Source organism: Streptomyces desertarenae (genome assembly GCF_042681365.1).
In the GTDB taxonomy this organism is placed as follows: Bacteria; Actinomycetota; Actinomycetes; order Streptomycetales; family Streptomycetaceae; genus Streptomyces; species Streptomyces desertarenae.
Genome location: NZ_JBHUFU010000001.1, coordinates 601,219 through 623,852, shown reverse-complemented (window position 1 = coordinate 623,852; position 22,634 = coordinate 601,219). Strand labels below are relative to the sequence as shown.

At 74.6% G+C, this 22,634-nt stretch carries 27 protein-coding genes; 20 read left to right on the top strand and 7 right to left on the bottom strand.

What is annotated here, in order from left to right; all coding sequences use genetic code 11:
* The first annotated feature begins 94 nt into the window (after nt 1-94).
* From ACFSJS_RS02775 to ACFSJS_RS02750, 6 genes are all read left to right on the top strand, one after another.
* Entirely contained in the window at nt 95-631 is a 537-nt protein-coding gene (locus ACFSJS_RS02775; protein ID WP_380896243.1) for a hypothetical protein, read from the top strand.
* 221 nt (nt 632-852) lie between these two features.
* Complete coding sequence (locus ACFSJS_RS02770; RefSeq protein ID WP_380896241.1) at nt 853-1,266, top strand: hypothetical protein; 414 nt, start codon at nt 853-855, stop codon at nt 1,264-1,266.
* A gap of 121 nt (nt 1,267-1,387) precedes the next feature.
* Nucleotides 1,388-1,972, top strand: a complete 585-nt coding sequence (locus tag ACFSJS_RS02765; protein WP_380896239.1) for a phage tail tube protein — start codon at nt 1,388-1,390, stop codon at nt 1,970-1,972.
* A gap of 131 nt (nt 1,973-2,103) precedes the next feature.
* The gene (locus ACFSJS_RS02760; RefSeq protein WP_380896237.1) at nt 2,104-2,394 is read left to right on the top strand and encodes a hypothetical protein; all 291 of its coding nucleotides are present in this window, start codon (nt 2,104-2,106) and stop codon (nt 2,392-2,394) included.
* A gap of 188 nt (nt 2,395-2,582) precedes the next feature.
* Nucleotides 2,583-2,858 (top strand): hypothetical protein, encoded by a 276-nt coding sequence (locus tag ACFSJS_RS02755; RefSeq protein ID WP_380896235.1) that lies wholly within the window; start codon nt 2,583-2,585, stop codon nt 2,856-2,858.
* Between the two features lie 213 nt (nt 2,859-3,071).
* Nucleotides 3,072-3,296: a hypothetical protein gene (locus ACFSJS_RS02750; protein ID WP_380896233.1), complete on the top strand. Its 225-nt coding sequence runs from the start codon at nt 3,072-3,074 to the stop codon at nt 3,294-3,296.
* A 17-nt stretch (nt 3,297-3,313) separates the two neighbouring features.
* Here ACFSJS_RS02750 and ACFSJS_RS02745 read toward each other — a convergent pair whose 3' ends face one another.
* The 3 genes from ACFSJS_RS02745 to ACFSJS_RS02735 all read right to left on the bottom strand — a co-directional run bounded on the left by ACFSJS_RS02745 (nt 3,314) and on the right by ACFSJS_RS02735 (nt 4,696).
* Nucleotides 3,314-3,472, bottom strand: a complete 159-nt coding sequence (locus tag ACFSJS_RS02745; protein ID WP_380896231.1) for a hypothetical protein — start codon at nt 3,470-3,472, stop codon at nt 3,314-3,316.
* Between the two features lie 47 nt (nt 3,473-3,519).
* The gene (locus ACFSJS_RS02740; protein ID WP_380896229.1) at nt 3,520-3,735 is read right to left on the bottom strand and encodes a hypothetical protein; all 216 of its coding nucleotides are present in this window, start codon (nt 3,733-3,735) and stop codon (nt 3,520-3,522) included.
* A gap of 274 nt (nt 3,736-4,009) precedes the next feature.
* Entirely contained in the window at nt 4,010-4,696 is a 687-nt protein-coding gene (locus ACFSJS_RS02735; protein ID WP_380896227.1) for a hypothetical protein, read from the bottom strand.
* 48 nt (nt 4,697-4,744) lie between these two features.
* Between ACFSJS_RS02735 and ACFSJS_RS02730 the strand changes: the two genes are divergently transcribed.
* The 13 genes from ACFSJS_RS02730 (at nt 4,745) to ACFSJS_RS02670 (ending at nt 17,704) form a co-directional block, all read left to right on the top strand.
* The gene (locus tag ACFSJS_RS02730; protein WP_380896225.1) at nt 4,745-5,413 is read left to right on the top strand and encodes a hypothetical protein; all 669 of its coding nucleotides are present in this window, start codon (nt 4,745-4,747) and stop codon (nt 5,411-5,413) included.
* A 137-nt stretch (nt 5,414-5,550) separates the two neighbouring features.
* Nucleotides 5,551-6,765 carry a phage tail family protein gene (locus tag ACFSJS_RS02725; RefSeq protein ID WP_380896223.1) on the top strand — a complete coding sequence of 405 codons (1,215 nt, stop codon included), beginning with the start codon at nt 5,551-5,553 and terminating at the stop codon, nt 6,763-6,765.
* Between the two features lie 46 nt (nt 6,766-6,811).
* The gene (locus tag ACFSJS_RS02720; protein ID WP_380896221.1) at nt 6,812-8,158 is read left to right on the top strand and encodes a hypothetical protein; all 1,347 of its coding nucleotides are present in this window, start codon (nt 6,812-6,814) and stop codon (nt 8,156-8,158) included.
* A 25-nt stretch (nt 8,159-8,183) separates the two neighbouring features.
* Nucleotides 8,184-9,125 (top strand): phage distal tail protein, encoded by a 942-nt coding sequence (locus tag ACFSJS_RS02715; protein ID WP_380896777.1) that lies wholly within the window; start codon nt 8,184-8,186, stop codon nt 9,123-9,125.
* Between the two features lie 105 nt (nt 9,126-9,230).
* Entirely contained in the window at nt 9,231-10,358 is a 1,128-nt protein-coding gene (locus ACFSJS_RS02710; protein WP_380896220.1) for a hypothetical protein, read from the top strand.
* Nucleotides 10,355-11,455: a hypothetical protein gene (locus ACFSJS_RS02705; RefSeq protein ID WP_380896218.1), complete on the top strand. Its 1,101-nt coding sequence runs from the start codon at nt 10,355-10,357 to the stop codon at nt 11,453-11,455. Before ACFSJS_RS02710 ends, ACFSJS_RS02705 begins: the two co-directional genes overlap by 4 nt.
* 4 nt (nt 11,456-11,459) lie before the next feature.
* The gene (locus ACFSJS_RS02700) at nt 11,460-12,170 is read left to right on the top strand and encodes a hypothetical protein (RefSeq protein WP_380896216.1); all 711 of its coding nucleotides are present in this window, start codon (nt 11,460-11,462) and stop codon (nt 12,168-12,170) included.
* Nucleotides 12,171-12,261: 91 nt separating this feature from the next.
* Nucleotides 12,262-13,719: a phage tail protein gene (locus ACFSJS_RS02695; RefSeq protein WP_380896214.1), complete on the top strand. Its 1,458-nt coding sequence runs from the start codon at nt 12,262-12,264 to the stop codon at nt 13,717-13,719.
* A 109-nt stretch (nt 13,720-13,828) separates the two neighbouring features.
* Nucleotides 13,829-14,716 (top strand): peptidoglycan-binding protein, encoded by an 888-nt coding sequence (locus ACFSJS_RS02690; RefSeq protein ID WP_380896213.1) that lies wholly within the window; start codon nt 13,829-13,831, stop codon nt 14,714-14,716.
* 105 nt (nt 14,717-14,821) lie between these two features.
* Entirely contained in the window at nt 14,822-15,070 is a 249-nt protein-coding gene (locus ACFSJS_RS02685; protein WP_380896212.1) for a hypothetical protein, read from the top strand.
* Nucleotides 15,067-15,330: a hypothetical protein gene (locus ACFSJS_RS02680; protein ID WP_380896210.1), complete on the top strand. Its 264-nt coding sequence runs from the start codon at nt 15,067-15,069 to the stop codon at nt 15,328-15,330. Before ACFSJS_RS02685 ends, ACFSJS_RS02680 begins: the two co-directional genes overlap by 4 nt.
* A 162-nt stretch (nt 15,331-15,492) precedes the next feature.
* Nucleotides 15,493-16,908: an FAD-dependent monooxygenase gene (locus ACFSJS_RS02675; RefSeq protein ID WP_380896208.1), complete on the top strand. Its 1,416-nt coding sequence runs from the start codon at nt 15,493-15,495 to the stop codon at nt 16,906-16,908.
* Nucleotides 16,909-17,029: 121 nt separating this feature from the next.
* Nucleotides 17,030-17,704: an HAD family hydrolase gene (locus ACFSJS_RS02670; protein ID WP_380896206.1), complete on the top strand. Its 675-nt coding sequence runs from the start codon at nt 17,030-17,032 to the stop codon at nt 17,702-17,704.
* Nucleotides 17,705-17,842: 138 nt separating this feature from the next.
* Here the strand turns inward: ACFSJS_RS02670 and ACFSJS_RS02665 are convergent, their stop codons facing one another.
* The 4 genes from ACFSJS_RS02665 to ACFSJS_RS02650 form a co-directional block, all read right to left on the bottom strand.
* Nucleotides 17,843-18,295, bottom strand: a complete 453-nt coding sequence (locus ACFSJS_RS02665; RefSeq protein WP_380896204.1) for a subtilase-type protease inhibitor — start codon at nt 18,293-18,295, stop codon at nt 17,843-17,845.
* A 790-nt stretch (nt 18,296-19,085) separates the two neighbouring features.
* Nucleotides 19,086-19,310 (bottom strand): cold-shock protein, encoded by a 225-nt coding sequence (locus tag ACFSJS_RS02660; protein WP_380896202.1) that lies wholly within the window; start codon nt 19,308-19,310, stop codon nt 19,086-19,088.
* Nucleotides 19,311-19,524: 214 nt separating this feature from the next.
* The gene (locus tag ACFSJS_RS02655) at nt 19,525-19,911 is read right to left on the bottom strand and encodes a deoxyxylulose-5-phosphate synthase (RefSeq protein ID WP_380896200.1); all 387 of its coding nucleotides are present in this window, start codon (nt 19,909-19,911) and stop codon (nt 19,525-19,527) included.
* A 170-nt stretch (nt 19,912-20,081) separates the two neighbouring features.
* Complete coding sequence (locus ACFSJS_RS02650; protein WP_380896198.1) at nt 20,082-20,270, bottom strand: hypothetical protein; 189 nt, start codon at nt 20,268-20,270, stop codon at nt 20,082-20,084.
* 500 nt (nt 20,271-20,770) lie between these two features.
* Here ACFSJS_RS02650 and ACFSJS_RS02645 point away from each other — a divergent pair, with 500 nt between their 5' ends.
* Nucleotides 20,771-21,463, top strand: a complete 693-nt coding sequence (locus tag ACFSJS_RS02645) for a formylglycine-generating enzyme family protein (RefSeq protein WP_380896196.1) — start codon at nt 20,771-20,773, stop codon at nt 21,461-21,463.
* Nucleotides 21,464-22,634 lie beyond the last annotated feature (1,171 nt).

The following is a 22,634-nucleotide window of genomic DNA, read 5'->3' as shown; positions in this document are numbered from 1 at the left end:
CGCGTTCGGGGACGCCCCCGAGCACCCCCTCACCCGGTCACTCCCGGGGTTTGCCGACCCCGGAAGTGCAGGTGCCGTCGACGCGGGGAGTGCTGTGCCCGATCGGGACCGGATGGAACCGGAGGAGTACGAGCGGACCCTGGCCGAACTGCTGGCCTCCCTGGACGCGCTCGCCGACCGGTACTCCCCCGCGGATCTGGTGGTCCTGCCGCGCGCCGAGGTGGAGCGCCGGGAGTTCCGGGCCTACGCGAGCGGCTGGCAGGACGCCGAGGAGGCGCTGCGCCGGGCCGCCGAGGAGGCCGGCCGCTCCCCTGCCGAGAGGTTCCGGCCCCCGCCAGACACGGGGCCGGCCGACATCCTCACCTTCCCCCTGCACCGCGCCGGACGCGCAGGTCCCCCCGGCGTCCCCGCCCCCCGGACACCGGATGCCGCGGAGCCGGCCGACGGATCCGGAGGGGAGGGCCCCGGAGGCGGGCGGCGGCCGGAGGCTCGGGACGCCGCCGGGGCGGAGCGGCGCGAGCCGGTGTTCGACCTCAAGCCCCGCCGCTCGCGGGCCCCCACCATCCCGCGCCTGCCCCGGCGCACTCCGGGGCGGCCGCCCCGCAGGAGGAAGCCGGACGACGCCGGCTGAGGGAGCGGGTGGGGGAGCCGGACGGAGAGGGGAAGCCGACCACCGCGCCGGCCCCTCCCGGCTCTCCCGGAGGCCTCTCCCACCTCGCTAGTTGCGCGCGCGCACGATTTGGTTCACACTTGGACGCAGCGGCGGAGCTGTGCCCACTCCCGGGTGCGGCCCGCCGTTCTCCATGGGCGGGCCCCGCGGCCCGCCCGCCCTCTCAAGGAAGGAGGAGGCGTGTGGTCGATCCACTGCTCACGTTCCCGGACGTCGAGCGCCTGATCGTCGACTTCCTCAGCGACCGGCCGGAGCTCGTCGGGGTGACGGTGGACAACGTCCCGCCGGCCGGCTTCGACGGGACCCAGCGCGTGGTGCTGGTCTCCCGGGTCGGCGGGGCGTGGGTCGACGATCTCCACCTCGACAACCCGCTGGTGGAGCTGGAGGTCTACGGACCGGACAAGACCACGGCCCACACCGACTCGCTGGGCATGCGCGCCGCCCTGCTGCAACTGCGCGGCACGACCCACGGAACGGCCACGGTCACCGACGTGGTCGAGGCGGACGGCGTCCGCTGGCTGCCCGACTACAACCGGCTCGACGCCAACCGCTACCTGACCACGGTGCGGCTGTCGCTCACCCCGGCCACGGCCTGACGGCCGCCGCGCCGCCCGGTCCCGCGGCCCCGCCCGGGGCCGTACCGAGGCCCCGCCCCGGCGGGGCCTTTCGCATGCGCGCGGGACGGCCCGCGCGCCCCGAACCAAGGAGTTGCCACCCATGGCAGGCATGAACCCCAACCAGATCCGCGTGGCCGGCAACGGCCGCATCCTCGTCGCCCCGGTCGGCACCGACGCCCCGGCCGACACCGCCTCCGCGTGGGGCGCCGGCTGGGTCGACGTCGGCTACACCAGCTCCGACGGGGTGAAGTTCGGCCGGAGCGAGAAGACCACCCAGATCGACACCTGGCAGTCCGTCGGCCCGGCCCGCTTCATCTACGAGGACCGGGACATGACGGTGAAGTTCAGCATGCTCCAGTTCAACCCGGACACCCTGCCGCTGTACTTCGGCGGCGGCGAGGTCCGCGAGACCTCGACCGGCTCGGGGGTCTACCAGTACGACGTGCTCTCCGACCCGATCCCGGACGAGCGGGCGCTGGGCCTGGAGTTCACCGACGGCGAGGACGTCGTGTACCGCTTCATCCTGCCGCGCGGCCAGGTCACCGACACCGACGAGGTGGAGATGAACCGCAAGGGCTCGCTGAAGCTCGGCGTCACCTTCACCGCGATGGCGGTCGACTCCACCAGGCCGCTGGCCACCTGGCTGGTGAAGGACTCCGACTTCGCCGGCACCGCCCCCGCCTGATCCGGCCCGTCCGCGGGGGCGCGGACGCCGTCCGCGCCCCCGCAGCGCGCACCGCATTGCACCGGCGCCGGGCCCGCGGGCCCGGCGCCCCTCCCCGTCTCCGTCCACCCCGACAAAGGAGCTCGACCACCATGACCGCGTTCGACGTCAACGCCGCGCGCGCCCAGCGCCTGGAGGCCCTGGGCCGCGCCTGGACCTTCACCATCGACGGCGACACCTTCGAGATGCCCGGCGAGCTGAGCCGCCGCACCGCCGGCGCCCTGCGCGAGCTGGACGACAACGACATCGACGGCCTGCTGCGGCTGCTGCTGGGCGAGGAGCAGTTCGAGCGCTTCGACCGGCACGACGTCTCCATGCAGGACGTCGCCGCGATCCTGGAGGAGTACGGGAAGGCCACCGGGCTCGGCCTGGGGGAAGGCTGAGCCTCGACGCGTTCGTCGACGAACACGCCGAGGCACTGGAAGCCGACCTGCTCCGGCACTACGGGGTCGACCTCCTGGACTGGTACCGCGGCGGGCTCTCCTCCCGCCGGCTGGCCGTCCTGATCCGCCACCTGCCGCGCGACAGCGCGGTCAACCGCGCGGGGGAGGGCGAGGCGGCGGAGTGGGGCGTGGCCGAGTACCTGCTGGCCGCCGCCGTGGACCACCTGGCGGCGGCGAACTGGATGACGGCCGTGCTCCACCGCGACGAGGACGACGAGCCGCCGGAGTACCCCGAGCCGGTCCCCCGGCCCGGGCAGCGCACGGACGGATCGCGCACGGACGGACCGGATCCGGCCGAACGGGGGCCGGAGGCAGGGGAGTCGGGCGACACGCCCGGCGGTCCGCCGGACCGGGCTTCCGTCTCCGGGCCCTCCGCGCGGGAGCTGGCCCGTTTCTTCGGCTGACGGAAGCGGCCGCCGGGGCCGTCCCCGTCCGCCGCCACGCGGACGGGGACGGTTGCGGTCCGTACCAAGCCGAATCTGTGTTCGATTTTTTGCTCCGTGCGGCCGTATGATGACGCTGGGTACGCGACTCCCCCACTCCTGTCGCGCGCCCGTACCCCCGCGCACACTTCCAAGCAGGTCACATGGCTCCCGGAGCCGGAGAGGGTGAGACGGGTGGCGACAGAGAGCTACGAGGCCGACCAGAACACGACCCGGACGGAGGCCGCCGGGGAACTCCAGCGCCTGCTGGGCGGGATATTCCGGCGCCTCGACGGACCCACCGCCGAGCGGCTGCTCCTGGCGGTCCGCGCGGAGCTGGACGCCCGCGACGCCCGCGCCTACGCCAGCGGCTGGCAGGACGCGATGGAGGCGGCGGCCGGAGGCGAGCGGGCGGTGTGAGGGAGCGGCCCCGGCCGCTAGGCCCCGGAGACGGAGGTCCAGAGGAAGATGTACGAGAGCCCGGCCGCGGCCCCGGCGCCCACGAAGAACCTGGAGACGTCCAACACGTCCACGACGACCGGCCGGAACTCGCCGTTCACGACTCCCGCGTGCGCGGGGTCCCGGCTGTACGCCACGGAGGCGGTCTCCCCCACCCTCAGCGGAGGGCGGGTGCCCGGCCCGGTCAGCGCCTCGCGGACGCGCCCCTCGGAATCGGTGTACCGGACCACACCCACCACGGCGCGTTGACGGTCCACTGGTAACCGGTGCAGACGCCGTCGGTCTTCTCGCCCGCCTTCACCGCGTGTCGCTCTCCGGCCAGAAACGCGGCACGCCTGACCCCGCGCTGCAGGAAGTACACGGCGAGCAGGGCGGTGACTCCCCCCAGTAACAGCAGCATTCCACAAGCCTATCAGCGGCCGACAGTGCCTCGGAAAAGCCGTTTGCGGCTGCTCCGCAGTCGTTTCGGAAAACCCTTGGTCGGCTGGCCGCGGTACCGGAAGAAGAAATGGGATTGCTCAGGGGGGCCGTCATGGGCCCCGGCTCCGGAATGACGGCCTTTTGGTGAGGAGCATTCCGCGTCCGCCGACCGGGCGGCCCGCCGGAGCACCCGGGCCTCCGAAACGGCCCCCGGTCCCCTCCCGGCCCACCCGGACCGGTGAGGTGGCCGCCCGTCACGCGAACAGGGCGAACCCCCCTGCCGCGCGGATGACGTAGAGGACTCCCAACGACACTCCGAGGACCGTCCCGGCGACGGCCCCCGTGAGGAAGACGGCGCAGTGGAAGCGCTCGCGCGACGAGGAGGGCACGACGAACCGCTCCTCCCTGTCCCCCTCCGTCCAGTCCTGTTCAAGGCTCCAGAAGTGGACGTGGAAGAAGGTGCGGGGCTTGGCGAACGCCCCTCCGGCCGTCAGGCAGGCCATCGCCAGGCAGGCGACGGCCAGCACTCCCGTGGCGACGCGCCACGGCCAGCCGTGGCCGGCGTTCATCATGTGGTCGGCGAAGACCGGGACGGCCCCTGCGGGGAACAGGCAGAAGACGATCAGTGTGTGGAGGTCCGGGCCGCTCCAGGCGTGGACCTTCGCGATCCTGCCGTGCAGCAGAAAGGCGAGGAGAAAGGCCGCGATCCCCCAGGCCAATTCGCCGCGCCCCTGTTCGCAGGGCACGTTCCATCGCGGGCCGCAGTTCCCGTACAGCGTCCGGTCGATCAGTTCGACCGTGACCACGGTCCCCCAGGCCAGACCTAAGGCGCACAGAGCGGACAGCGCCTGCCGCACCGCCAGGCCGGGGAATTCGTTCGCCCGCCTCCTCGCGTCGGCGTCTCCTGCGTCATCGCTGCCCAGTATGCGCTTGATGAGCATTTTACCTCGAATGTCGTGGTGTGAGAAGGATGCTATCCGGAGGTCTTTGTGACTGTATCAGAGGAAGAGTTCGGACAGCTGAAGAGCAAGGTCGACAAGAAGGCGGACAAGGCTGAAGTATCGGGTCTGACAAAGACGAAGGAATTCAAGGACGCGGTCGAGAAGATCGCGGGAGAGAAGGCGAAGAAAGAAGCCGAGAGGAGCTTTCTCCCCAAAATCGAGAACCTGAAGGCGAAGGTCGACAGTCTGGAGCCGCAGTACGGCTCCATAAAAACGCCCGAGATCATGGGGCTGGCCCTGGCGCTCACGCTCATCAAGTACGACTTGGCCATCGACATCACGGACCGGGTGAACAGGCTGTTCTTCGGGGGCTTCAACAGGGTTGCGGCGCGCTTCGGCTTCAGCCCGAACCTGAAGACGCAGCAGCAGAAAGCGGAGGAGCAGCAGCGGGAGCAGGAGAGAAAAGTCACCGAGTTGGGGAACCGGGTCACCGGTTTGGAGGGGAAGGCCCGGGAGCTGGAGAGGAAGGCGGTCGACCTCTCCACGGAGGGCGTCAGGACGCGTGCGCGTCTGAGGGCCCTGGAGGGCGCGCGGGCCCGGGTCGCCGATGTGCCCGGTGGCCGGACGGCGACCTTCGGTTCGACCATCACCGGCACTTCGGAGCATGTGAACCAGCTCAACGCGCGGATAGACGCACTCGTGGCGGCGCTCGCGTAGGAGCGGAGGCGGAACCGGGCGGCCCGTGGGCCGGCGTGGGGATCCGGAAGGCCCGCCCCCTGGAAGCGGGCGGTGCCGGACGCGGCCGCACCGAGGCCGGAAAGGACCTCCAGCAGTTCGATCGATGAAGGAGACCCATGTCACTGAGCAGTGCGCTGCAACGGGCCTCGGGCACGTTGCGGCAGTTCAAGGCGGCCTCGGACACGGCCGGACGGGCCGCGACGGGCCTGGGCCGGCAGGCGGCCGCCGCGGACCGGAGCGTCACGCGGATCACCGCCGGCGCGAGAAGCACCAACAAGGAGCTGACGACCATGAAGAGGGCGGCCGACCAGGCCGCCCTCTCCGTTTCCAAGCTGGGCCGCGAGGCGGTCAAGAGCGGCCCGCAGATGACGCAGATGCAGCAGGGGGTGAAGAAGGCCTCCGGTGGCTTCAAGCAGCTCAACCAGGAGATGAAGGGCAACATCTTCGGAATGCTGCTGTCGCTGCTGGCGCCGGTCATCGAGAAGATCGTTGCGATGGCCACCCAGTCGAAGGCCATGCAGCAGGTGGTCAAGAGGGTCTTCACCGTGGTCGGCGAGGTCCTGAAGAAGGCCATGAAGATCATCGGCCCGCTGCTGAGCAGCCTGGGGAAGGTCTTCAAATCCGTCTTCAACGGCATCAGGACGGCCGTGACGACGGTCGTCACGGCCATCGTGAAGGTCGTCAGGACCTACTTCGCGATCTGGCGGTCCGTCATCACCACGGCCGTCCGGGCCGTCCGCAACACCATCAGCGCCGTGATGAACGGCATCAAGAGGGTCGTCCAGCCCGTCGTCAACTGGATCAGGAACACGATCCCCGCCGCGTTCCGCGCCGTCCGGGACAGGATGAGCCAGATCTGGGGAGGGCTCTCCGGCATCGCCTCGCGGGCCTTCAACAGGGTCAGGAACGGCGTCAGGGGACCGATCAACGGCGTCATCGACATCATCAACGGCGCGATCCGGCGGATCAACGGCATCAAGGTGTCGATCCCCGGCTGGGTGCCGATGGTCGGCGGCAAGACCTTCGGCGTCAGCCTGCCGGCCATCCCCCGGCTCGCCGAGGGCGGCGTGGTCACCCCCCGGTCCGGCGGCGTGCCCGCGATCCTCGCCGAGGCGGGCGAGGCGGAGGCCGTCCTGCCGCTGTCCAAGCTGGAGTCGCTGCTGGGGCGGACGGCCGCCTGGGCGCAGCGGAGCGCGGCCGGCCCGTACGGCGGTGGCGCCGCCCTGGCCGGCGCGGGCGGGCTGCACATCGAGCACTACTACGCCGCCGAGACCGGCGACCCGCAGCGGACCGCCGACGCCCTGATGCTGCTCGCCAAGGCCCGCGGATGAGGGCCGGACGCACCCCGCCCCCGAGGACGGAAGGAGGTGGACGGGCATGCCGGTGAACCGACTCGTGCTCGCCCGGCCCGCGTTCGCCGGCTTCGGCGGAGCGCTGGGCCAGGCGCGCGCCGGCCTGGCGGCCAACGCCCGGGCGGTCGGGGCCGCGGCGCGGGCGGCGGCGGCCGTCCGCGGCTCCGCCCAGCGCACCGCCGACGAGCTGCGCCGCACGGTCCCCGCGGCCGGCACCGCCGGGCAGGGCCTGGTGGGGTTCGCGCGCCGGGCCGGCGCCGCCCACCCGCAACTGGCCGCCGCCCGGCCGAGACTGGCCGCCGCCAACCGGGAGCTGAAACAGCTCCGCAGCGGCGCGGACCAGGCGGCGACGCTGTCCGCCGGCATCTCCAAGAGCGCCGTCGTCACCGGCCGCCTCGGCGGCGTGTTCGGTATCGGGCTGCGGCTCGGCGCCGGGGTGATGAAGCTGGTCAACACCGTGATGAAGGCCAACCCCTGGGGACTGGCGCTCACCCTGGTCGCCCCCCTGGTGCTCTCCCTGGTGGACGCCGCCGCGCAGTCCGACGCCGGGCAGCGGATCGTCCAGCAGGTCACCACGGGCCTGATGCAGGGCGTGCGGACCGTCGCCAAGGTGGTCGAGCCCGTCGTCCGGACGGTGGTGAAGGCCGCCGTCGGCTACGTCCGGGGCTACCTCACGGTCGTCACCGCGGCGGTGAAGTGGCTCGCGAGCATGGCGCGTGACCCGATGGGCACCCTCCGGCGGACCGTCTCCTCGGTGGGCAGCGCGCTGCGCTCGCTCGCCGGCCGGACCACGGGCCGGATCAGGGGAGCCGTCCGCACGGCGCTGAACTGGATCACCACGAGACCGCGCCTGATGTTCGACCGCGTCACCGGCGCCGTGCGCCGGGTGCTCGGCGGGATCGCCGGGTTCCTGGAATCGGGCATGCAACTGGTGCTGCACGTCTTCAAGGCGCCGATCAACGGCCTGATCGCCTTCGCCAACTGGGTCGTCGACGGCCTCAACAGCCTCAGCGTGAACATCCTCGGCAGGAAGTTCGGCGTGAACATCCCCAAGATCCCGCAGCTGGCCGCGGGCGGCGTCGTCCTGCCCCGGCGCGGGGGAGTGCCCGCCGTCGTCGCCGAGGCGGGCGAGGCGGAGGCCGTGCTGCCGCTGCCCGTGCTGCGCCGGCTGATGGACCGCACCGCCCGCCACGCCGCCTCCGTACGGGCGGGGAGCGGACGGATCGAGCACTACACCGAACCCGCCGGACGCGGGCCGCTGGGCGTCGCCGAGGACCTGCTCTTCCTGGCCCGCACCGCACGCCCCGGCGCCGCGGCGGAGGCGGCGGCGCGGACGGCGGTGGCGGCGGCGGCGACGGGAGCGGCACCGTGAACAGGAAGCGAGGACACCGACCGTGATCGACACAGGACAACTCCACAGCGGCCAGGAGACACCCCCCGGCTCACTGATCACCCGCGACGGGCAGATCCAGTGGGCCGGTTTCGTCTTCGGCCCCGGCACGCCCTACCAGATCGACGCCAAGGGCATCACCGGCTGGGACGACCTGCCGGACCTGGAGACCGGGGACGTCTCCCTCCCCGACCGGCACGGTGCCTGGCCCGGCGCCCGCTGGGCCAAGCCGCGCACCGTCTCGGCGACCGTCTGGCTGCTGCCGGAGACCGTCGACCGGGCCCGCGGCACGATGCGCGGCTTCCGCGCCGCCACCGCCCCCGACGGCGGCGAGCGGTGGCTGGCGGTGCGGCTGCACGGCGAGACGCTGGCCTGCCGCGCCCGCGTCAGCCGCCGCGTCGTCCCCCAGGACCGCGGCTACGTCACCCAGGGCGCGGCCAAGGCCGAGCTGCAGTGGGTGGCCACCGACCCGCGCCGCTTCGGCACCGAGGAGCGGCAGGCCGTGATCCGGCTGCCGCAGCCGGAGAGCGGCCTGGAGTGGGCGGCTCCCGACTCCCCGGACGCCGGCCTGGCCTGGCCGCTGGACTGGGGCGCGGCCGGCTCCACCGGCGCCGCGACCGCCCTCAACTCCGGCGAGACGGCCGCGCACCCGGTCGTCGAGTTCCGGGGGCCGGTGCACCGCCCGGCGCTGACCCGCCTGACGGACGGGCTGCGGCTGAGCTACGGCATCACGCTCGCCGCCGGCGAGGTGCTGACCGTGGACACCCAGGCCGGAACGGTCGTCCTCAACGGGACCGCCTCCCGCCTGTACACCGCCACCGCCCGCTCGGCGCCCGAGCAGCTGTTCCTGCTGGAGCCCGGCGAGACTCCGCTGGCCTTCCGCTCCGAGGACACCACGCCCGACCCCGGCGCCTCGGTCACCGTGCGCTGGCGCGACGCCCACTGGTGACCGGACCCGGCGCCCCGCGCGGGTGACCGGACCCGGCACCCCGCACCCGTCCCATCCACCGCGGCCACCCGCCGCGGCCACCCGTCACGACCACAGGAGGACCCCATGCCCGTGCGCACCGCATGGCTGCTCAACCGCACCGAGGACGGCGCCGGCCAGTCCCGCGCCGACACCCGCCTGGCCCCGACCGGCACCATGGCCCCCGCCGGACAGCTCACCACGCGCGACGGGGTGATCCCCGGCTCCCCGGACGGCGCGTGGGTGCTGTCCGGGCTCTACGTCTACGGCCAGAGCGCCGGGATGACCGCCACGGTCGCCTCCGGCCGCGCCGTGATCCAGGGCGACGAGCCCGCCGGCGCCTACCCCGTCGCCCTCACCGAGTACACCCCCGTCACCTTCGCCGACGGCGACCCCGGCAACCCGCGGATCGACCTGGTCGTGCTGCGGGTGTACGACGAGGCCCAGGACACCGGCTCCGGCCGCACCGAGGCGGCCCTGGAGGTCGTCCAGGGCGTCCCGGCCGCCACCCCGGAGGTCCCGGCCACTCCCCGCGCCGCGCTCGCCCTCGCCTCGGTCCTGGTGCCCGCGGGCGCCTCGGAGGGCAACGGCGGGATCGACTGGAACTCGGCCGTCAGCGACCTGCGCCGCCCCACCGTCGCGGTCGGCGGCATCGTGCCGGAGGACTGGCCCCGGGACATCCCCGGCAGCTACCCCGGCCAGTACCGGGACGTCGGGGCCGGCGGCCTGCAGCGCTGGGACGGCACCGCCTGGCAGCCCTACCCGCCCACCCCCAGGTGGCGGGAGTGGACCCCGCAGTGGACCACCAGCACCGGCCAGACGAAGCCCTCGTTCGGCAACGCCACGGTCGAGTGCCGCTACGTCCACACCGGCACCCTGGTGCACGCCTCCTTCGCCTTCTCCTTCGGCTCCACCACCGCGTTCGGGGCCGGGGGGACGGACGACAACTGGCGGTTCTCCCTGCCCGTCCGGGCGGCCGGATCCAGCCAGGCGGTCGGCTTCGCCGGGCTCCAGCACGGCACCCGCTCGCGGCGCATCGCCCGGGTGCGCCTCACCACGGCCGGCCACCTGGAGCTGGAGGTGTCCTCCGGCGACCTCGACGGCACCGTCCCCGCGCACAGCGGCCTGGTGGACGCGGTCACCCCGTGGACCTGGCAGGCCGGCTCGCACATCGCCGGGACGATCACCTACGAGTCCGCGGAGCCGGCCGAGTGAACGGGCGGACCCCCGTCTACCGCGCCGTCTTCTGCGACCTGCGCACCGACCGGGTGGTGGACGTCCTGCCGCTGACCGAGGCCAAGTTCGACGACTACATCGGCAAGCCCGGCTCGCTCAGCGCCGCCGTCCCGCTGCCGGACGAGGCGCTCGCCCGCCGGGCCCGCGAGGCGCTCCGGCCCGGCCGCACCGCGGTCTGGCTGGAGCGCGACGGGGACATCTGGTGGGGCGGAGTGCTGTGGACCTGCACCCCGCAGTCGGACGAGCAGGGCCGGATGAAGGCCGAGTTCCAGGCCGCCACCTTCGACTCCTACCTCGACCACCGGATCCTCTCCGGCGACGTGGTGGGCACGGCCACCGACCAGTTCGACGTCGTCCGCGCGCTGGTCGACCACGTCCAGGCGCAGCCGGGCGGCGACATCGGCCTGACCTACGGCACGGAGGCGTCCGGGGTGCGGCGCGACTTCGCCTACGCCTACACCGACCTGGCGCGCGTCCGGGAGCTGATCGACAAACTGGCCCGGCTCGACGGCGGCTTCGAGTGGCGCGTGCACTGCCACCGCGACGCTCGGGGCCGCCGCGTCAAGCGGCTCCAGCTCGGCCACCCCCGGATCTCCGCCGGGCACAGCGACATCGTGCTGGACCACCCCGGCGCGGTGCTGGCCTACAGCCTGCCCTCGGACGCCACCGTGCAGGCGAACGTGTGGGTGGCCCGGGGCGAGTCGGCCAACTCCGACCAGGCGCAGGAGTCGGTGCCGCTGACGGCGCGGCGGGTGGACGCCGCCGACATCGCGGGCGGCTGGCCGCGGCTGGAGAGCAGCTCCGACCACACCTCCGTGCGCGACGAGGCCGTGCTGGACTCGCTCGCCCGGGCCGAACTGGCCCGGCACCGCCGCCCCGAGACCATCCCGGAGGTCACCGTGCTGATGGACGGGCGGATCTCCCCGGCCCTGCTGGGCGCCCGGCTGCGGCTGCGCATCCGGGACCTGTGGCACCCGGAGGGGGCCGACGGCAGGTACCGGATCGTCGGGCTGGCCGTCACGCCGCCGCAGCGCACCAAGCCCGAGACGGCGACCCTCTACCTGGAAGGAGCCTGACCCCGTGGCGATCATCCCGACCGATCTGCTGGACCGGCTGCGCGCCCTGGAACGGCAGGTGCGCGATCTGATGGGCAGCGCCAACACCAACCCGCCGATGAACCGGATCAGCGGCGGCGACGTGGTCATCGGCGACGGCGGCCGGCTGCGGGTGCGCACCCCCGGCGGCGAGGACCTGCTGTACCTGGGCCGCGTCCAGCCGGACCGCCCCGGCGGCGAGCCCCAGCAGGGCCTCGTGGTGCGCCGCGACGACGGCTCGCTGGCGCTGACGGTGCGGACCGACAGCCCGGACACGCTGCCCGACCAGCCGGTGCAGATCCTCGACCGCAGGGGCAACGTGGTCGTCGCCGACGACGCCAGACGCCGCGGCCTGGCCCGCCCCTACGTGCCCTACCCGCTGCCCGCACCGGTGGCGGTGAGCCGCTGGGAGGCCACCGGCTCCACCCTGTGGGAGACGCTCTTCCGCGGCCCCGGCATCGTCCAGCACCCCAGGCTGCACTGCCGTGTCGCGGTGGAGGGGGACGCGGGCGCCGAGGTGCGGCTGCTGTGCGACGGCGTGCCGGTGGGCCCGGTGGGCGGGCCGGAGGGCCTGGAGTTCACCGAGGTGCTGGACGCCGAGTACGGCGCGACGGTCACCTTCGAGGTGCAGGCCAAGGCGGCGGAGGGCGGCACCGTGCGCTGCCGCCCGCTGGCCCTGTACGGCGTCCAGTCCTGACGCGCCGCCACCCTTCCACGCGCTCCCGCGCACCACGCGCCCCGTCCGCGCGCCCCGCGCATCTCCGCACCACAGGCAAGGAGGCATCCGCATGCTGCCCGATTCCATACCCACCGTCACCGTCACCGCGCGGTACCTGACCCCCGACGGGCGGCCGATGACCGGCACCGTCGAGTTCCGGCCGCCCGCCCTGCTCACCCACGCCGCCACCGACGTCATCCTGGGCGGCCCGACCGTGGCCGCCCTCGACGCCGAGGGCCGGATCGGCGTCGTCCTGCCGGCCACCGACGGGGCGGGCTGGAACCCCGCCGAGTGGACCTACACCGTCACCGAACAGCTCTCCGGGCTGTCCCGGAAGCGCACCTACCAGATCGTGCTGCCCGCGGACCGGCCGCAGGTGGACCTGGCCGACATCGCCCCGGTCAACCCCGCGACCCCCGACTACGTCGCCGTCCCCGGCCCGCAGGGCCCGCCCGGCGAACCCGGTCCGCAGGGCCCGCCCGGCGAGCCGGGCGCCGTGCGGTCGGTCAACGGCCGCACCGACGCCGACATCGTCCTGGACGCCGCCGACGTGGCCGCCGTGCCGGCCGCCTCGGTGGGCGCACCGGGCGGCGTCGCCTCCCTGGACGCCCAGGGCCTGGTGCCCGCCGCGCAGCTCCCGGCCGGCACCGGGGGCGCGGTCGCCTCCGTCAACGGGCGCACCGGCGAGGTGGTGCTGACGGCCGCCGACGTCGGCGCCCTGGACCAGGCGACGGCCGACGACCGCTACCTGGCCGCCGACGGCGCACCCGTGCTCTCCGTCAACGGCCGCACCGGCGCGGTGGAGCTGGGCGCGGGCGACGTCTCGGCCGTACCGGCGGGCCAGGCCGTGCTGCTGTCCGGCGGCCAGACGGTCACGGGCGCCAAGACGTTCACCGTCCCGCCCTCGACCTCCGCCGACCCGGCCACCGGCGACCAGCTCGCCCGCCGCTCCTACGTCGACGCGGTGTCGGCGGCCGGCACCTGGTCGCCGGCCGCCATGGGCTTCGCCGGCTGGTCCTTCGACCCGGCCACCAGCGCCGCCACCACGGCCCAGTACTGCATCAACGGCTGGCTGTACCTCATCGGCATCCCGCTGCACGCGCCGCACACCGTCTCCAACGTGGTGTTCTACACCGCCGGATACGTCGGCGGCACGCTCAGCGCCAGCTCCTACGCGGGCCTGTACACCAGCGCGGGACAGCGGGTGGGCGTCACCGCGCCGCTCAACCAGGTGATCCCGGCCAACGAGGGCCGCACGATCGTCATCCCGCTCAACGCCTCCTACGCCGCGAAACCCGGCAGCTACTGGATCGCCCTGCTGGTCAACGGTCCGACCGACAGGACCAGCGGACCCGGCTTCGCCCGCGGCGCCAGCATCGGCAACGCCCCGGCCGGCAGCGCCCGGATGCCCGGCGCCTTCGTCCGGCACGGCCGGCTGTCGGCCACCGGGCAGACCTCGCTGCCCGCCTCGTTCAGCCCCTCCAACGTGGTGGCCGACTCCAACGCGATCTGGGCGGCCCTGTCCTGACCCGCTCCGGCCCCCGCGGAACCCGGCCCGGCACACGGAGCCGGGCCGGGAACCGAACCGGACCCCGCGCCGCCCGGCGCGGGGTCCCCGCACACGAGGAGGACCTCCCATGGCCGTGCCCCTGACCCCCGGACGGCTGCTCGACGCCCTGCGCGCCGAGGGCCTGCACGTCGTCGAGCACCGCGACTGGCGGCGGCACCACCGCAACCACAAGGGCGCCTGGGGCCCGGTGAACGGGGTGATGGTCCACCACACCGTCACCCGCGGCACCGAAGCCTCCGTGGACCTGTGCTACGACGGCCACCCCGGCCTGCCCGGACCGCTGTGCCACGGCGTCGTCGACAAGGCCGGCACCGTCCACCTGGTGGGCGGCGGACGCGCCAACCACGCCGGTCTGGGCGACGGCCGCGTCCTGCGCTCGGTCGTCGCCGAGACCGCCGCCCCGCGCCCGCTGAGGGACGACACCGACGGCAACGCCCGCTTCTACGGTTTCGAGGCGGTCAACCTCGGCGACGGGCGGGACCCGTGGCCCGAGGAGCAGCTGGACGCCATCGCCCGGGCCGCGGCCGCGGTCTGCCGCGCCCACGGCTGGAGCGAGCGCTCCGTCATCGCCCACAAGGAGTGGACCCGCACCAAGATCGACCCGCGCGGCTTCTCCATGGACCGGATGCGCTCGCGCGTCGCCGGCCTGCTCGGCTCGCCCGCCGCCGGCTCCGGGGCGGGCGGTTCCTCCGGGGACCGGTCCGCCCTCCAGCCGTTCCCGGGGACCGCGTGGTTCCGCGCGGAGCCCTGCTCGCCGATCGTCACCGCGATGGGGCGCCGCCTGGTGGCCGAGGGCTGCTCGCAGTACGCGGTCGGCCCGGGGCCGCAGTGGACGGACGCGGACCGCCGCTCGTACGCCGGGTGGCAGCGCAGGCTCGGCTTCACCGGCGCCGACGCCGACGGCTGGCCGGGAGAGGTGTCGTGGCGGGCGCTGCGGGTCCCCCGCACCTCCTGAGCCCGCCCCGCGCCGGCGGAAACCGGAACCCGGAGTCCGCAGACCGGAAACCGGGGTCCGGGCCGCGCGGCCCGGACCCCGACTCGCACGGAAGGAAGAACCACCATGTCGGAAGAGGCCAAGCGCGCCCTGCGCACCGTCGTGCAGACCGCCGCGGCACTGGCCGTCGTCCTCCCCGCCGCCGTCGACGCGGCCGGGATCCCGCGGACGCTGCCCTGGGTCGCGGCGGCGCTGGCCGCCGCCGGCGGGCTCGCACGGCTGATGGCCGTGCCCGGGGTCCAGGCGCTGCTGCCGGGCTGGCTGAGCACCGCACCCGGCGGCGCCCCGGCGGCCGGCGGGCGGGACCGCGCATGACGGACGGCGACCCGAACAGCCCCACCGTCGTCGCCGTGGAGCTGGAGCGGCTGCGCGGCACGGTCGAGGCCGGCTTCGCCCGGGTGGACGGGGCACTGGCACTGCTGGTCCAGCGCAGCGACCAGACCGACAAGCAGCTCGCCGACCACGAGGCGCGACTGGACGCGCTGGAGCGGTCGCGGTGGCCGCTGGCGAGCATCACGGCCCTGGCGGCGGTGGGCGGGCTCGCCCTCGGCGCCTGGCAGCTCGCCGGCGGCTGACCCGGCCGCGCGCCACCCGTGTGCCGCCCGTGCGCCCCCGGAACGCACCGGATCCCTCCGGGCCCGGCGCGTTCCGGGGCCCCCGTGTGGTTACGCTCGCCGCAGACGCGGCACCGTCCGGGCCGGGTGGCGCCGCGCCGGACCGCGCGGAACGGAGCTCCCATGCCCCCGACGGACAGGGCCACCGCGGCCGCCCCGCCCGCGGCCTCCTCCCACGCCGTGGTGATCGGCGCCGGGATGGCGGGCCTGACGGCGGCCCGCGCGCTCGGTGACGCCTACGAGCGGGTGACCGTGATCGAGCGCGACGCGCTCCCGGCCGTCCCGGCCCCCCGGCGCGGCGTACCGCAGGGCCGCCAGCTCCACGTGCTGCTGGTGCGCGGCGCGCGGGCCCTGGAGGAGCTGTTCCCCGGCTTCCTCGACGAGTTGACCGCGGCCGGGGCCGTGCCCGCCGACACCCAGGGCGAGGCCCTGTGGTACCTCGACGGCCACCTCGTCCGCCGGGCGCCGTCGGGGCTGGTCTCGTACGGCGCCGGCCGCCCCTTGGTCGAGCACCTGGTGCGCGCCCGCGTCGCGGCCCTGCCCGGCGTGCGGTTCGCGGAGGGGACCGAGGTGCTCGGCCCGGTCGTCCCGCCGGACGGCCGGCGGGTCACGGGCGTCCGGGTGCGGCCGCTCCGCGCTGCCGGCGCGGCGGCCGAAGAGGTGCTCCCCGCCGACCTGGTGGTCGACGCCTCGGGCCGGGGCTCACGGGCTCCGCACTGGCTGGCGGAGGCCGGCTGCCCCCGGCCGGAGACGACGCGGGTGCGCGCCGACGTCGTCTACGTGACCCGCCACTTCCGGCGGGAGCCCCACCACCTCGGCGGCCTCCGGGGCGTCGCCTACCAGGCCCACCCCGGGGCGCCGCGCGGAGGAGCCGTGCTGAGCGTCGACGGCGACCGGTTCGCGGTCGTCCTCCACGGCCAGTTCGGGGAGGAGCCGCCCACCGACCCCGCGGGCATGCTGGCCTACGCGGAGAGGCTGCCCGGCCCCGAGGCGGCCGAGGTGCTGCGGACGGCCGAACCGCTGGACGAGCCGGTGAGGATGCGCTACCCCGCCGGCACGCGCCACCACTACGAGAGGCTCGACCGCCACCTCGGCGGCTTCCTCGTCACCGGCGACGCCCTGTGCTCCTTCAACCCGGCCTACGGGCAGGGCATGACGGCCGCCGCCCAGCAGGCGCTCGTCCTGCGGCGGTTCCTGGCCGAGGGCGCCGGCGACCTCCCGCGGCGCTTCTTCCGCGCGGCGGCGAGGGCGGTCGACACCCCCTGGCTGCTGGCCACCGGCGGCGACCTGCGCTTCCCCGAGGCGGCGGAGAGGCGCGGGCCGGCCGACAGGCTGCTCGACGCCTACCTCACCCGGTACCGGGCGGCGGCGTCCGTCGACGCGGCCCTGGGCAGGACGTTCCTGGCAGTGGCCCACATGGTCGAACCGCCCGCCCGGCTGATGGCGCCCGGCCGCGTGCTCCGCGTCCTGCGGGGCCTGCGCGCGCTCCGCGCGGCGGACGGCGGGGCGGCGGACGGCCAGGGGGACGGCTCCCGGTAGGCGTTACGGCTCGGTGGACTCCGGCCGCACCGGGCCGACCCGCGCCGGCGGGCCACCGCGGGCGCCCCCGCCCCGCCCGTCCTCCCGCCCCGGGCGGGACTTCCGCCGTAGTCTGGCCCCGATGGCCGGAACCCCGCAGACCACCGCAGCCGCCGCGACCGTCACCGCCGTGGCGCTCGACATCGGCGAGACCCTCGTTCGCGACGACCGCTACTGGGGCGGCTGGGCGGACTGGCTGGGGGTGCCCCGCCACACCCTGGCCGCCCTGGTCGGAGCCGTCGTCGGGCAGGGCCGCGACAGCGCGGACGCCCTGCGGCTGCTGCGGCCCGGCATCGACGTCGGGGCCGAGTACGCCGCCCGGGAGGCCGCCGGGCGCGGCGAGCACCTGGACGAGACCGACCTCTACCCCGACGTCCGCCCGGCCCTGACCGCCCTGCGCGAGGCCGGGGTCCGCGTCGTCGTCGCCGGGAACCAGACGGCCCGCGCCGGGGAGCTGCTGCGCGCCCTCGACCTGCCGGTGGACGCCCTGGCCACCTCCGACGAGTGGGGCGTGGCCAAGCCGTCGCCGCACTTCTTCGCCCGCGTCCTCGAACTGGCGCAGGCGCCCCCGCACCGCACCGTCTACGTCGGCGACCACCCCGTCAACGACGTGGCCCCGGCCAAGGCGTGCGGCCTGCGGGTGGCACACCTGCGGCGCGGGCCCTGGGGCCACCTGTGGGCCGGCACCTCCGAGGCCGCGCCCGCCGACTGGCACCTCGACTCGCTCCACGACCTGCGGGCGCTCGTCGCGGGCTGACGCGCGGTTCCCCGCGCACCCCTCGGGTGCGGGGACCGCGCCGGCCCGCCGCTCCCGCCGCTCCCGGCCTCCGACGGCGAGGCCCCCGGACACGGTGGGGTGTCCGGGGGCCGGAGGGGGTCCTGCCGCTGGGGTGCCTCAGAAGACGAAGACCCGGTCGGTGGCGCCCGCCAGCACGCAGGAGTTGGGGAAGGTGTGGGAGTAGGAGATCCTGCGGCCGTCCCAGACCCCGTCGGCGGTGACGGTGACCGGGTCCCAGACCATCGGGCAGAACCGGTCGCCGCCGTCCTCGATCAGGGAGGCGAACTCGCCGTCCACGGAACGCAGTTCCGCGCACGCCTGCTCGGGCGCCGGGTGGTCGCCGCCGGGGGCGGGGGAGCAGTTCAGCACGACGGCCCGCTCCACGGTGGCCGTCGCCGGGTCCTCGCCCTTGCCGACGGTGAGCACCAGCGCCGAGGGCGCGTACAGCCCACCGGCCCCCTCGGGCGCCGCGGGGGCGGCGGACGCGGTGGCCGCCGCCCCCGCCGCTCCCGCCAGGAGGACGGCGGACAGCGCTGCGCTCAGTCCCAGACCCTTGATGGCGTACCGCATTCCGAACACTCCTTGGCTTGAGGTGGCAGATACCGGACGGCAGTCTTGCCAAGGCAAACGAGGAACGCACATCCGAAGGAACGCTTCAGGTCACCCTTTGCGGTGAAAGGTTGGCGTGTAGTGACATCCGTGCAGTTGGCGGTGGGTTCGAGCGCCCCGCGGGAACGTGTCCACCATACGGACACCCGGCCGTCCGCCGATCCCCACACCGCACATGAACTGGTGTTCCTCTGCCCCGGGCGATGGTCCGGCCGCCGCAGCTCGACCGGAAAACACCCCTCCGCCCCGCGGTGGGCGCGCTCCCGGCCCCCGGTTCCCCCTTCCATCGGCCGTTGCTGTCGCGCACACCGGGCGTTTGCCTTCCGCAATGGCCCGGGCCACCCCGGAGGCCGTCCGCCCGACCGTGTGCCGGACGGGCCCGCGCGGGGGCCGGGGCCCGTGGGGGAGCCCGGGGGAGGGCCGTCGAGCACGCGACCGAAGCCGTCCGGGGCAGGACGGCGGGCCGGACGCCGGGGTGCTCCCGGGGACGAGGGCGCGGCCGGACGTCAGGGACATCACCGACCTGGCGCGGCAGCCCGTCCCCGCCGTGCGGGACCGCGCGCGGCGGAGGGTGCGCCGGGCCGCCGGGGGCCGGCGTCGCTCACCGGTGCCGGCAGGATCCGACCCCGCGACACCCGCTTCAGGGACCCGGCCGACGCGGCTCCACGAGCTTCGGACGCCTGGGAGGCGACGCCGTCGCGGACCGCTCGTGGCCGCTGCCGTCTGCCGTCGCCGGTGCCGGGTGTGGACGTCAGACCGGCCGGGGCACGATGCTCACCGCCCGGTAGTCGTACCCGTCCTGCTGGAAGCCGGGGGCCTCCCACCGGAGGTCCACCCGCTGCCCCGGCGACAGCGTGCGGAAGCCTTCCATCTGGATGTGGGAGTAGTGGCCCCAGCAGCCGCCGGGTGTCTCCGGCGAGTCGAGCACGCCCCACCCCTCCTCTTCGTGCCACTCGCGAACCGTCGCAATCACCATGCGGGAATCCTACGGACTCCGTCGGCGTACCGGCCGACATCCGCGACGGCGTCGCCGCGGCGGCAGTCCCGGCGTTCGACCCGCCCTGCTCCGGACTCCGCACCGGTGCCGGCCGCCGCCCCGCGGCCGTGTCGGCTCCCCCGGCACCGGCCGCTCACCGGTCCCCCGGAAGACCGCCGAACACGCCAAGTGAGACGGCCTGCTGTACGTGCTGTCAGCAGGGGGCGCTGCGGCGGTGCCGCGGAACTCCCCTGCCTGCGGACTGCCGGGGCAGGTTGCGGCGGACCAGCGCCTGAGCGAATGGTTCTCCGGCGGCCCGGGCGTAGGCCAGCCGCTCGCGTACCTCGCCGAGGGTGCGTGGGCGGTAGCCGGGACCGCCGCAGCAGCTCTTGTGGAAGCGCACGCCGGCGTGCAGCAGCACGGAAAGGGTGCGCCAGGCGGCGGTGTCCCGCCTCTTGGGTGCCGCGAAGGCGGAACCGACGTGGATCAGTGGTTCGGCGCAGCGTGGACAGACCCGGTCGTGGTCGTGGTAGCCGGGGTAGGGCTGCTTGTACGAGGCCCGGCAGGGCAGGCAGACGTACGAGGTCTTTCCATGGGCCATGGGGGAAGGGTAGAGCGACCACAGGGCCGGGCTCGACGGATTTCCGGCCTGCTGCGCAGGCTCTTCGGCGAAGACGTCAGCGGCATCCCCGGAGGCCGGCTCGCCGGCCCCGGCTCGTGCACTCCACCGAATCCTTGGGCGGCGCCGCGTACTCCCAACCGGTGAAGCCCCTACGGCAGTGAGGACCCGTCGAAGAACCCGATGATCCGGGGCAGGGCCTGCCGCATCGATCCGCTGCGGCCGTGGTCGCTGACGCCGGTCGGCCGGCGTGCGGCGCCGTTCCTCGCCAACCGGTCGGCACGGTACGCCGCGTGGTCGATGTCGACGTCCGTGCCGACCCGGCCGTGGAAGACCTCCACCGGTACGTCCGGGCGCCCGCGCTGTCAGTGGTGCGGTGGGCGACCCGACGGGCGGTCACGCCGTAGCGGGCCCGGGACGAGCCGATCTTTCCCAGGAGCTCCCCGGCCACTTCCCCCGTTGTGAGGTCGGCCGCCGGCTCGACGGGGAGGACGGCCCCGCCTCGTGCCCGCTCGCTGCGGGAGCCGGCCGCCGAGACCGGAGCCGCCAGGGCGGACACGCCGCCGGGGTCCGCCGCGCCAGCCAGAATCCGGACGCTTGTTCGCCGTGAAGCCATGACGGACCTGCTCGTCGGCCGCTCCGCCGGGACATGGAGCGACCCCGCGGACCGCAGAGGGGAACCCCCGGGGTCCGTGGGAGCACGCCCAAGGCCCCCTTCCGGGATGCCCGGCTGCTAGCGTCCGGCACCATGTGGGCTCAGGAGATCGTGGCCGGACGACCGGCTTGGCGGCACACCCCCTCCGGAGTGGTCTTCCGGGCCGTTCCCGGTGGGACGTTTCGGATGGGCCTGTCCGACGCGGAACTGGACGCGGTTCGTGCCATCGAGCGGGCCGACGGCGCCGATGACGGTCTCCAGGCGTTCTTCGCCGGCGCCGTCCGGGCCCGGCCGGTACGGGAAGTGCGGGTCGAGCCGTTCCTGATCGCCCGGCATCCGCTCACGGTGGCGCAAGTACGGCACTGGCTGCCCGAGTACGAGGACGGCTTCGCCGACTCGGCTTCGAGTACGGCCCGGCTCGAGGGCGACTTGGACGACCTGCTGGGGACGTTGCCGTTCCGGCTGCCCAGCGAGGCGGAGTGGGAGTACGCGGCCCGGGCGGGCACGACCACCCTGACCTTCCGCGGGGACGGCAGGCCGGACGAGGACCAGGTGCTCGACGACTTCGCCGACGAGGAGCGCACCGCCGCGGCGGAGAACGCCTTCGGGCTGGCGGCGATGGGGTCGGCGAACGAGATCTGCGCCGACGTGTGGATCCCGCATTTCACGGACGCGCCGGTGGACGCACGTCCCCGCACCGGGGACGGACCGCGGGTGGTGCGCGGAGGCGGCGGCGACCTGTACCCGTGGCAGGGCTGCGACGAGTGGCTGCTGTTGCTCTCCGCCACCCGCGACGCGTTCCAGGACTTCACCGCGATCCGCCCGGTCGCATCCGTGCCCACCAGCCAGGGGCATGCCGAGCGCGGAGGCAACACGTGACGGGACGGCGCGCCCTGGGAGCCCTGGCACAGCGGCAGGTCCCCTGCCGGCGGAAGAACTGCGGACAGGGGGCCTGCGGGTGCGGGCTTGCTCCTCGCCCGGGGCCCGCCGGGAATCCAGGTGGCTTGCGTTTCGCCGGTCGGAGCGGCACTCACGGGTGATTGAACGGTCGTCGCCGGCCGTTGTCGAGCGGCCTCGGACGCACCGGAGAACGGCCCGCGGTTCACTCATCGGCCTGCGAGCCGACGGGCGACTCCCGAGCTCGCCGGCGTGCTTGGGCCCGCAGCTCCCTCAGGCGGCACGGGGCGATTGCTCGAAGTGCCACCCGTAGACCCCTGCCGCCGCCGGGACGGGACTCGGACGCGCCAGGACTTCCTGCGCCGACCACAACCGGTCGGGACTGACGAGAGCGGTAGCTTCCACGAGGCCTCCAGGCGTGCCACGGCTGATCCCCGCAGGCTACTGCTGGCCGCCGACATGTGACCTCAGCGTGGGAAGTGCGGACACGGGTGGCCGGTTTGGACGCTGACCCGGGTGAACGGCCATGCGGCGGCGCGGGCGGCGCCTGCGTTCCCGCGAGTCCCGCTGGTTCCCACTCGATCCGGTGCGTTCGTGGTGCGGTCGGGCGACAGGCCGTCGTGGGTGAGGGAAAAGGGTGTGCGGCCGGATCGAGGCGATCGGCATTCTGGGCCCGTGAGCCGTTGGAAGCCCTACGACAACTGGTACACCGATCTGGCCGGCCTCTCCGTCGAGCAACTGCGGGAGCGCCGGGCCTTCGCCGCTCGACGGGTTGAGGATGCCGTGGCGCGTGGCATGGGCCGCAACCCCAAGGCCGGTCGGGAGTGGCGGGCGAGGCTCCGCGCTGTCGATGACGAGCTCCAGAGGCGGGGTGGCCACGGAGCGTAGCCATCGTGTGAGCCGTCCGAGCTTCAACCGACATCAGTCGGTCACGATGGCGGGCGCATCCCGATTGCCGCTCCGACCCGCTGCAAACCAGGCCATTGACCACGGCCGGCCCACCGGTCCCGCCACGACGACGGCAACCGCGACGGACACGAAAGCCTCTCCCGGCGCGACCACCGCGACCTGCCGATCGCAGCACACCAAACCGGGTGGCCCAACCATAGAGCGGGGGCGTAGCAGCCACCTTCGGGTTCGGAGGTCTTCGCGG

Excerpts from the sequence above, each read along its gene's own strand:
- ACFSJS_RS02695 (WP_380896214.1), top strand. The coding sequence starts at position 12,262 with ATGCTGCCCGATTCCATACCCACCGTCACCGTCACCGCGCGGTACCTG.
- ACFSJS_RS02665 (WP_380896204.1), bottom strand. The coding sequence starts at position 18,295 with ATGCGGTACGCCATCAAGGGTCTGGGACTGAGCGCAGCGCTGTCCGCC.
- ACFSJS_RS02685 (WP_380896212.1), top strand. The coding sequence starts at position 14,822 with ATGTCGGAAGAGGCCAAGCGCGCCCTGCGCACCGTCGTGCAGACCGCC.
- ACFSJS_RS02670 (WP_380896206.1), top strand. The coding sequence starts at position 17,030 with ATGGCCGGAACCCCGCAGACCACCGCAGCCGCCGCGACCGTCACCGCC.
- ACFSJS_RS02725 (WP_380896223.1), top strand. The coding sequence starts at position 5,551 with ATGTCACTGAGCAGTGCGCTGCAACGGGCCTCGGGCACGTTGCGGCAG.
- ACFSJS_RS02735 (WP_380896227.1), bottom strand. The coding sequence starts at position 4,696 with ATGCTCATCAAGCGCATACTGGGCAGCGATGACGCAGGAGACGCCGAC.
- ACFSJS_RS02645 (WP_380896196.1), top strand. The coding sequence starts at position 20,771 with ATGGGCCTGTCCGACGCGGAACTGGACGCGGTTCGTGCCATCGAGCGG.
- ACFSJS_RS02710 (WP_380896220.1), top strand. The coding sequence starts at position 9,231 with ATGCCCGTGCGCACCGCATGGCTGCTCAACCGCACCGAGGACGGCGCC.
- ACFSJS_RS02720 (WP_380896221.1), top strand. The coding sequence starts at position 6,812 with ATGCCGGTGAACCGACTCGTGCTCGCCCGGCCCGCGTTCGCCGGCTTC.
- ACFSJS_RS02675 (WP_380896208.1), top strand. The coding sequence starts at position 15,493 with ATGCCCCCGACGGACAGGGCCACCGCGGCCGCCCCGCCCGCGGCCTCC.
- ACFSJS_RS02680 (WP_380896210.1), top strand. The coding sequence starts at position 15,067 with ATGACGGACGGCGACCCGAACAGCCCCACCGTCGTCGCCGTGGAGCTG.
- ACFSJS_RS02690 (WP_380896213.1), top strand. The coding sequence starts at position 13,829 with ATGGCCGTGCCCCTGACCCCCGGACGGCTGCTCGACGCCCTGCGCGCC.
- ACFSJS_RS02760 (WP_380896237.1), top strand. The coding sequence starts at position 2,104 with ATGACCGCGTTCGACGTCAACGCCGCGCGCGCCCAGCGCCTGGAGGCC.
- ACFSJS_RS02655 (WP_380896200.1), bottom strand. The coding sequence starts at position 19,911 with ATGGCCCATGGAAAGACCTCGTACGTCTGCCTGCCCTGCCGGGCCTCG.
- ACFSJS_RS02765 (WP_380896239.1), top strand. The coding sequence starts at position 1,388 with ATGGCAGGCATGAACCCCAACCAGATCCGCGTGGCCGGCAACGGCCGC.
- ACFSJS_RS02660 (WP_380896202.1), bottom strand. The coding sequence starts at position 19,310 with ATGGTGATTGCGACGGTTCGCGAGTGGCACGAAGAGGAGGGGTGGGGC.
- ACFSJS_RS02740 (WP_380896229.1), bottom strand. The coding sequence starts at position 3,735 with ATGCTGCTGTTACTGGGGGGAGTCACCGCCCTGCTCGCCGTGTACTTC.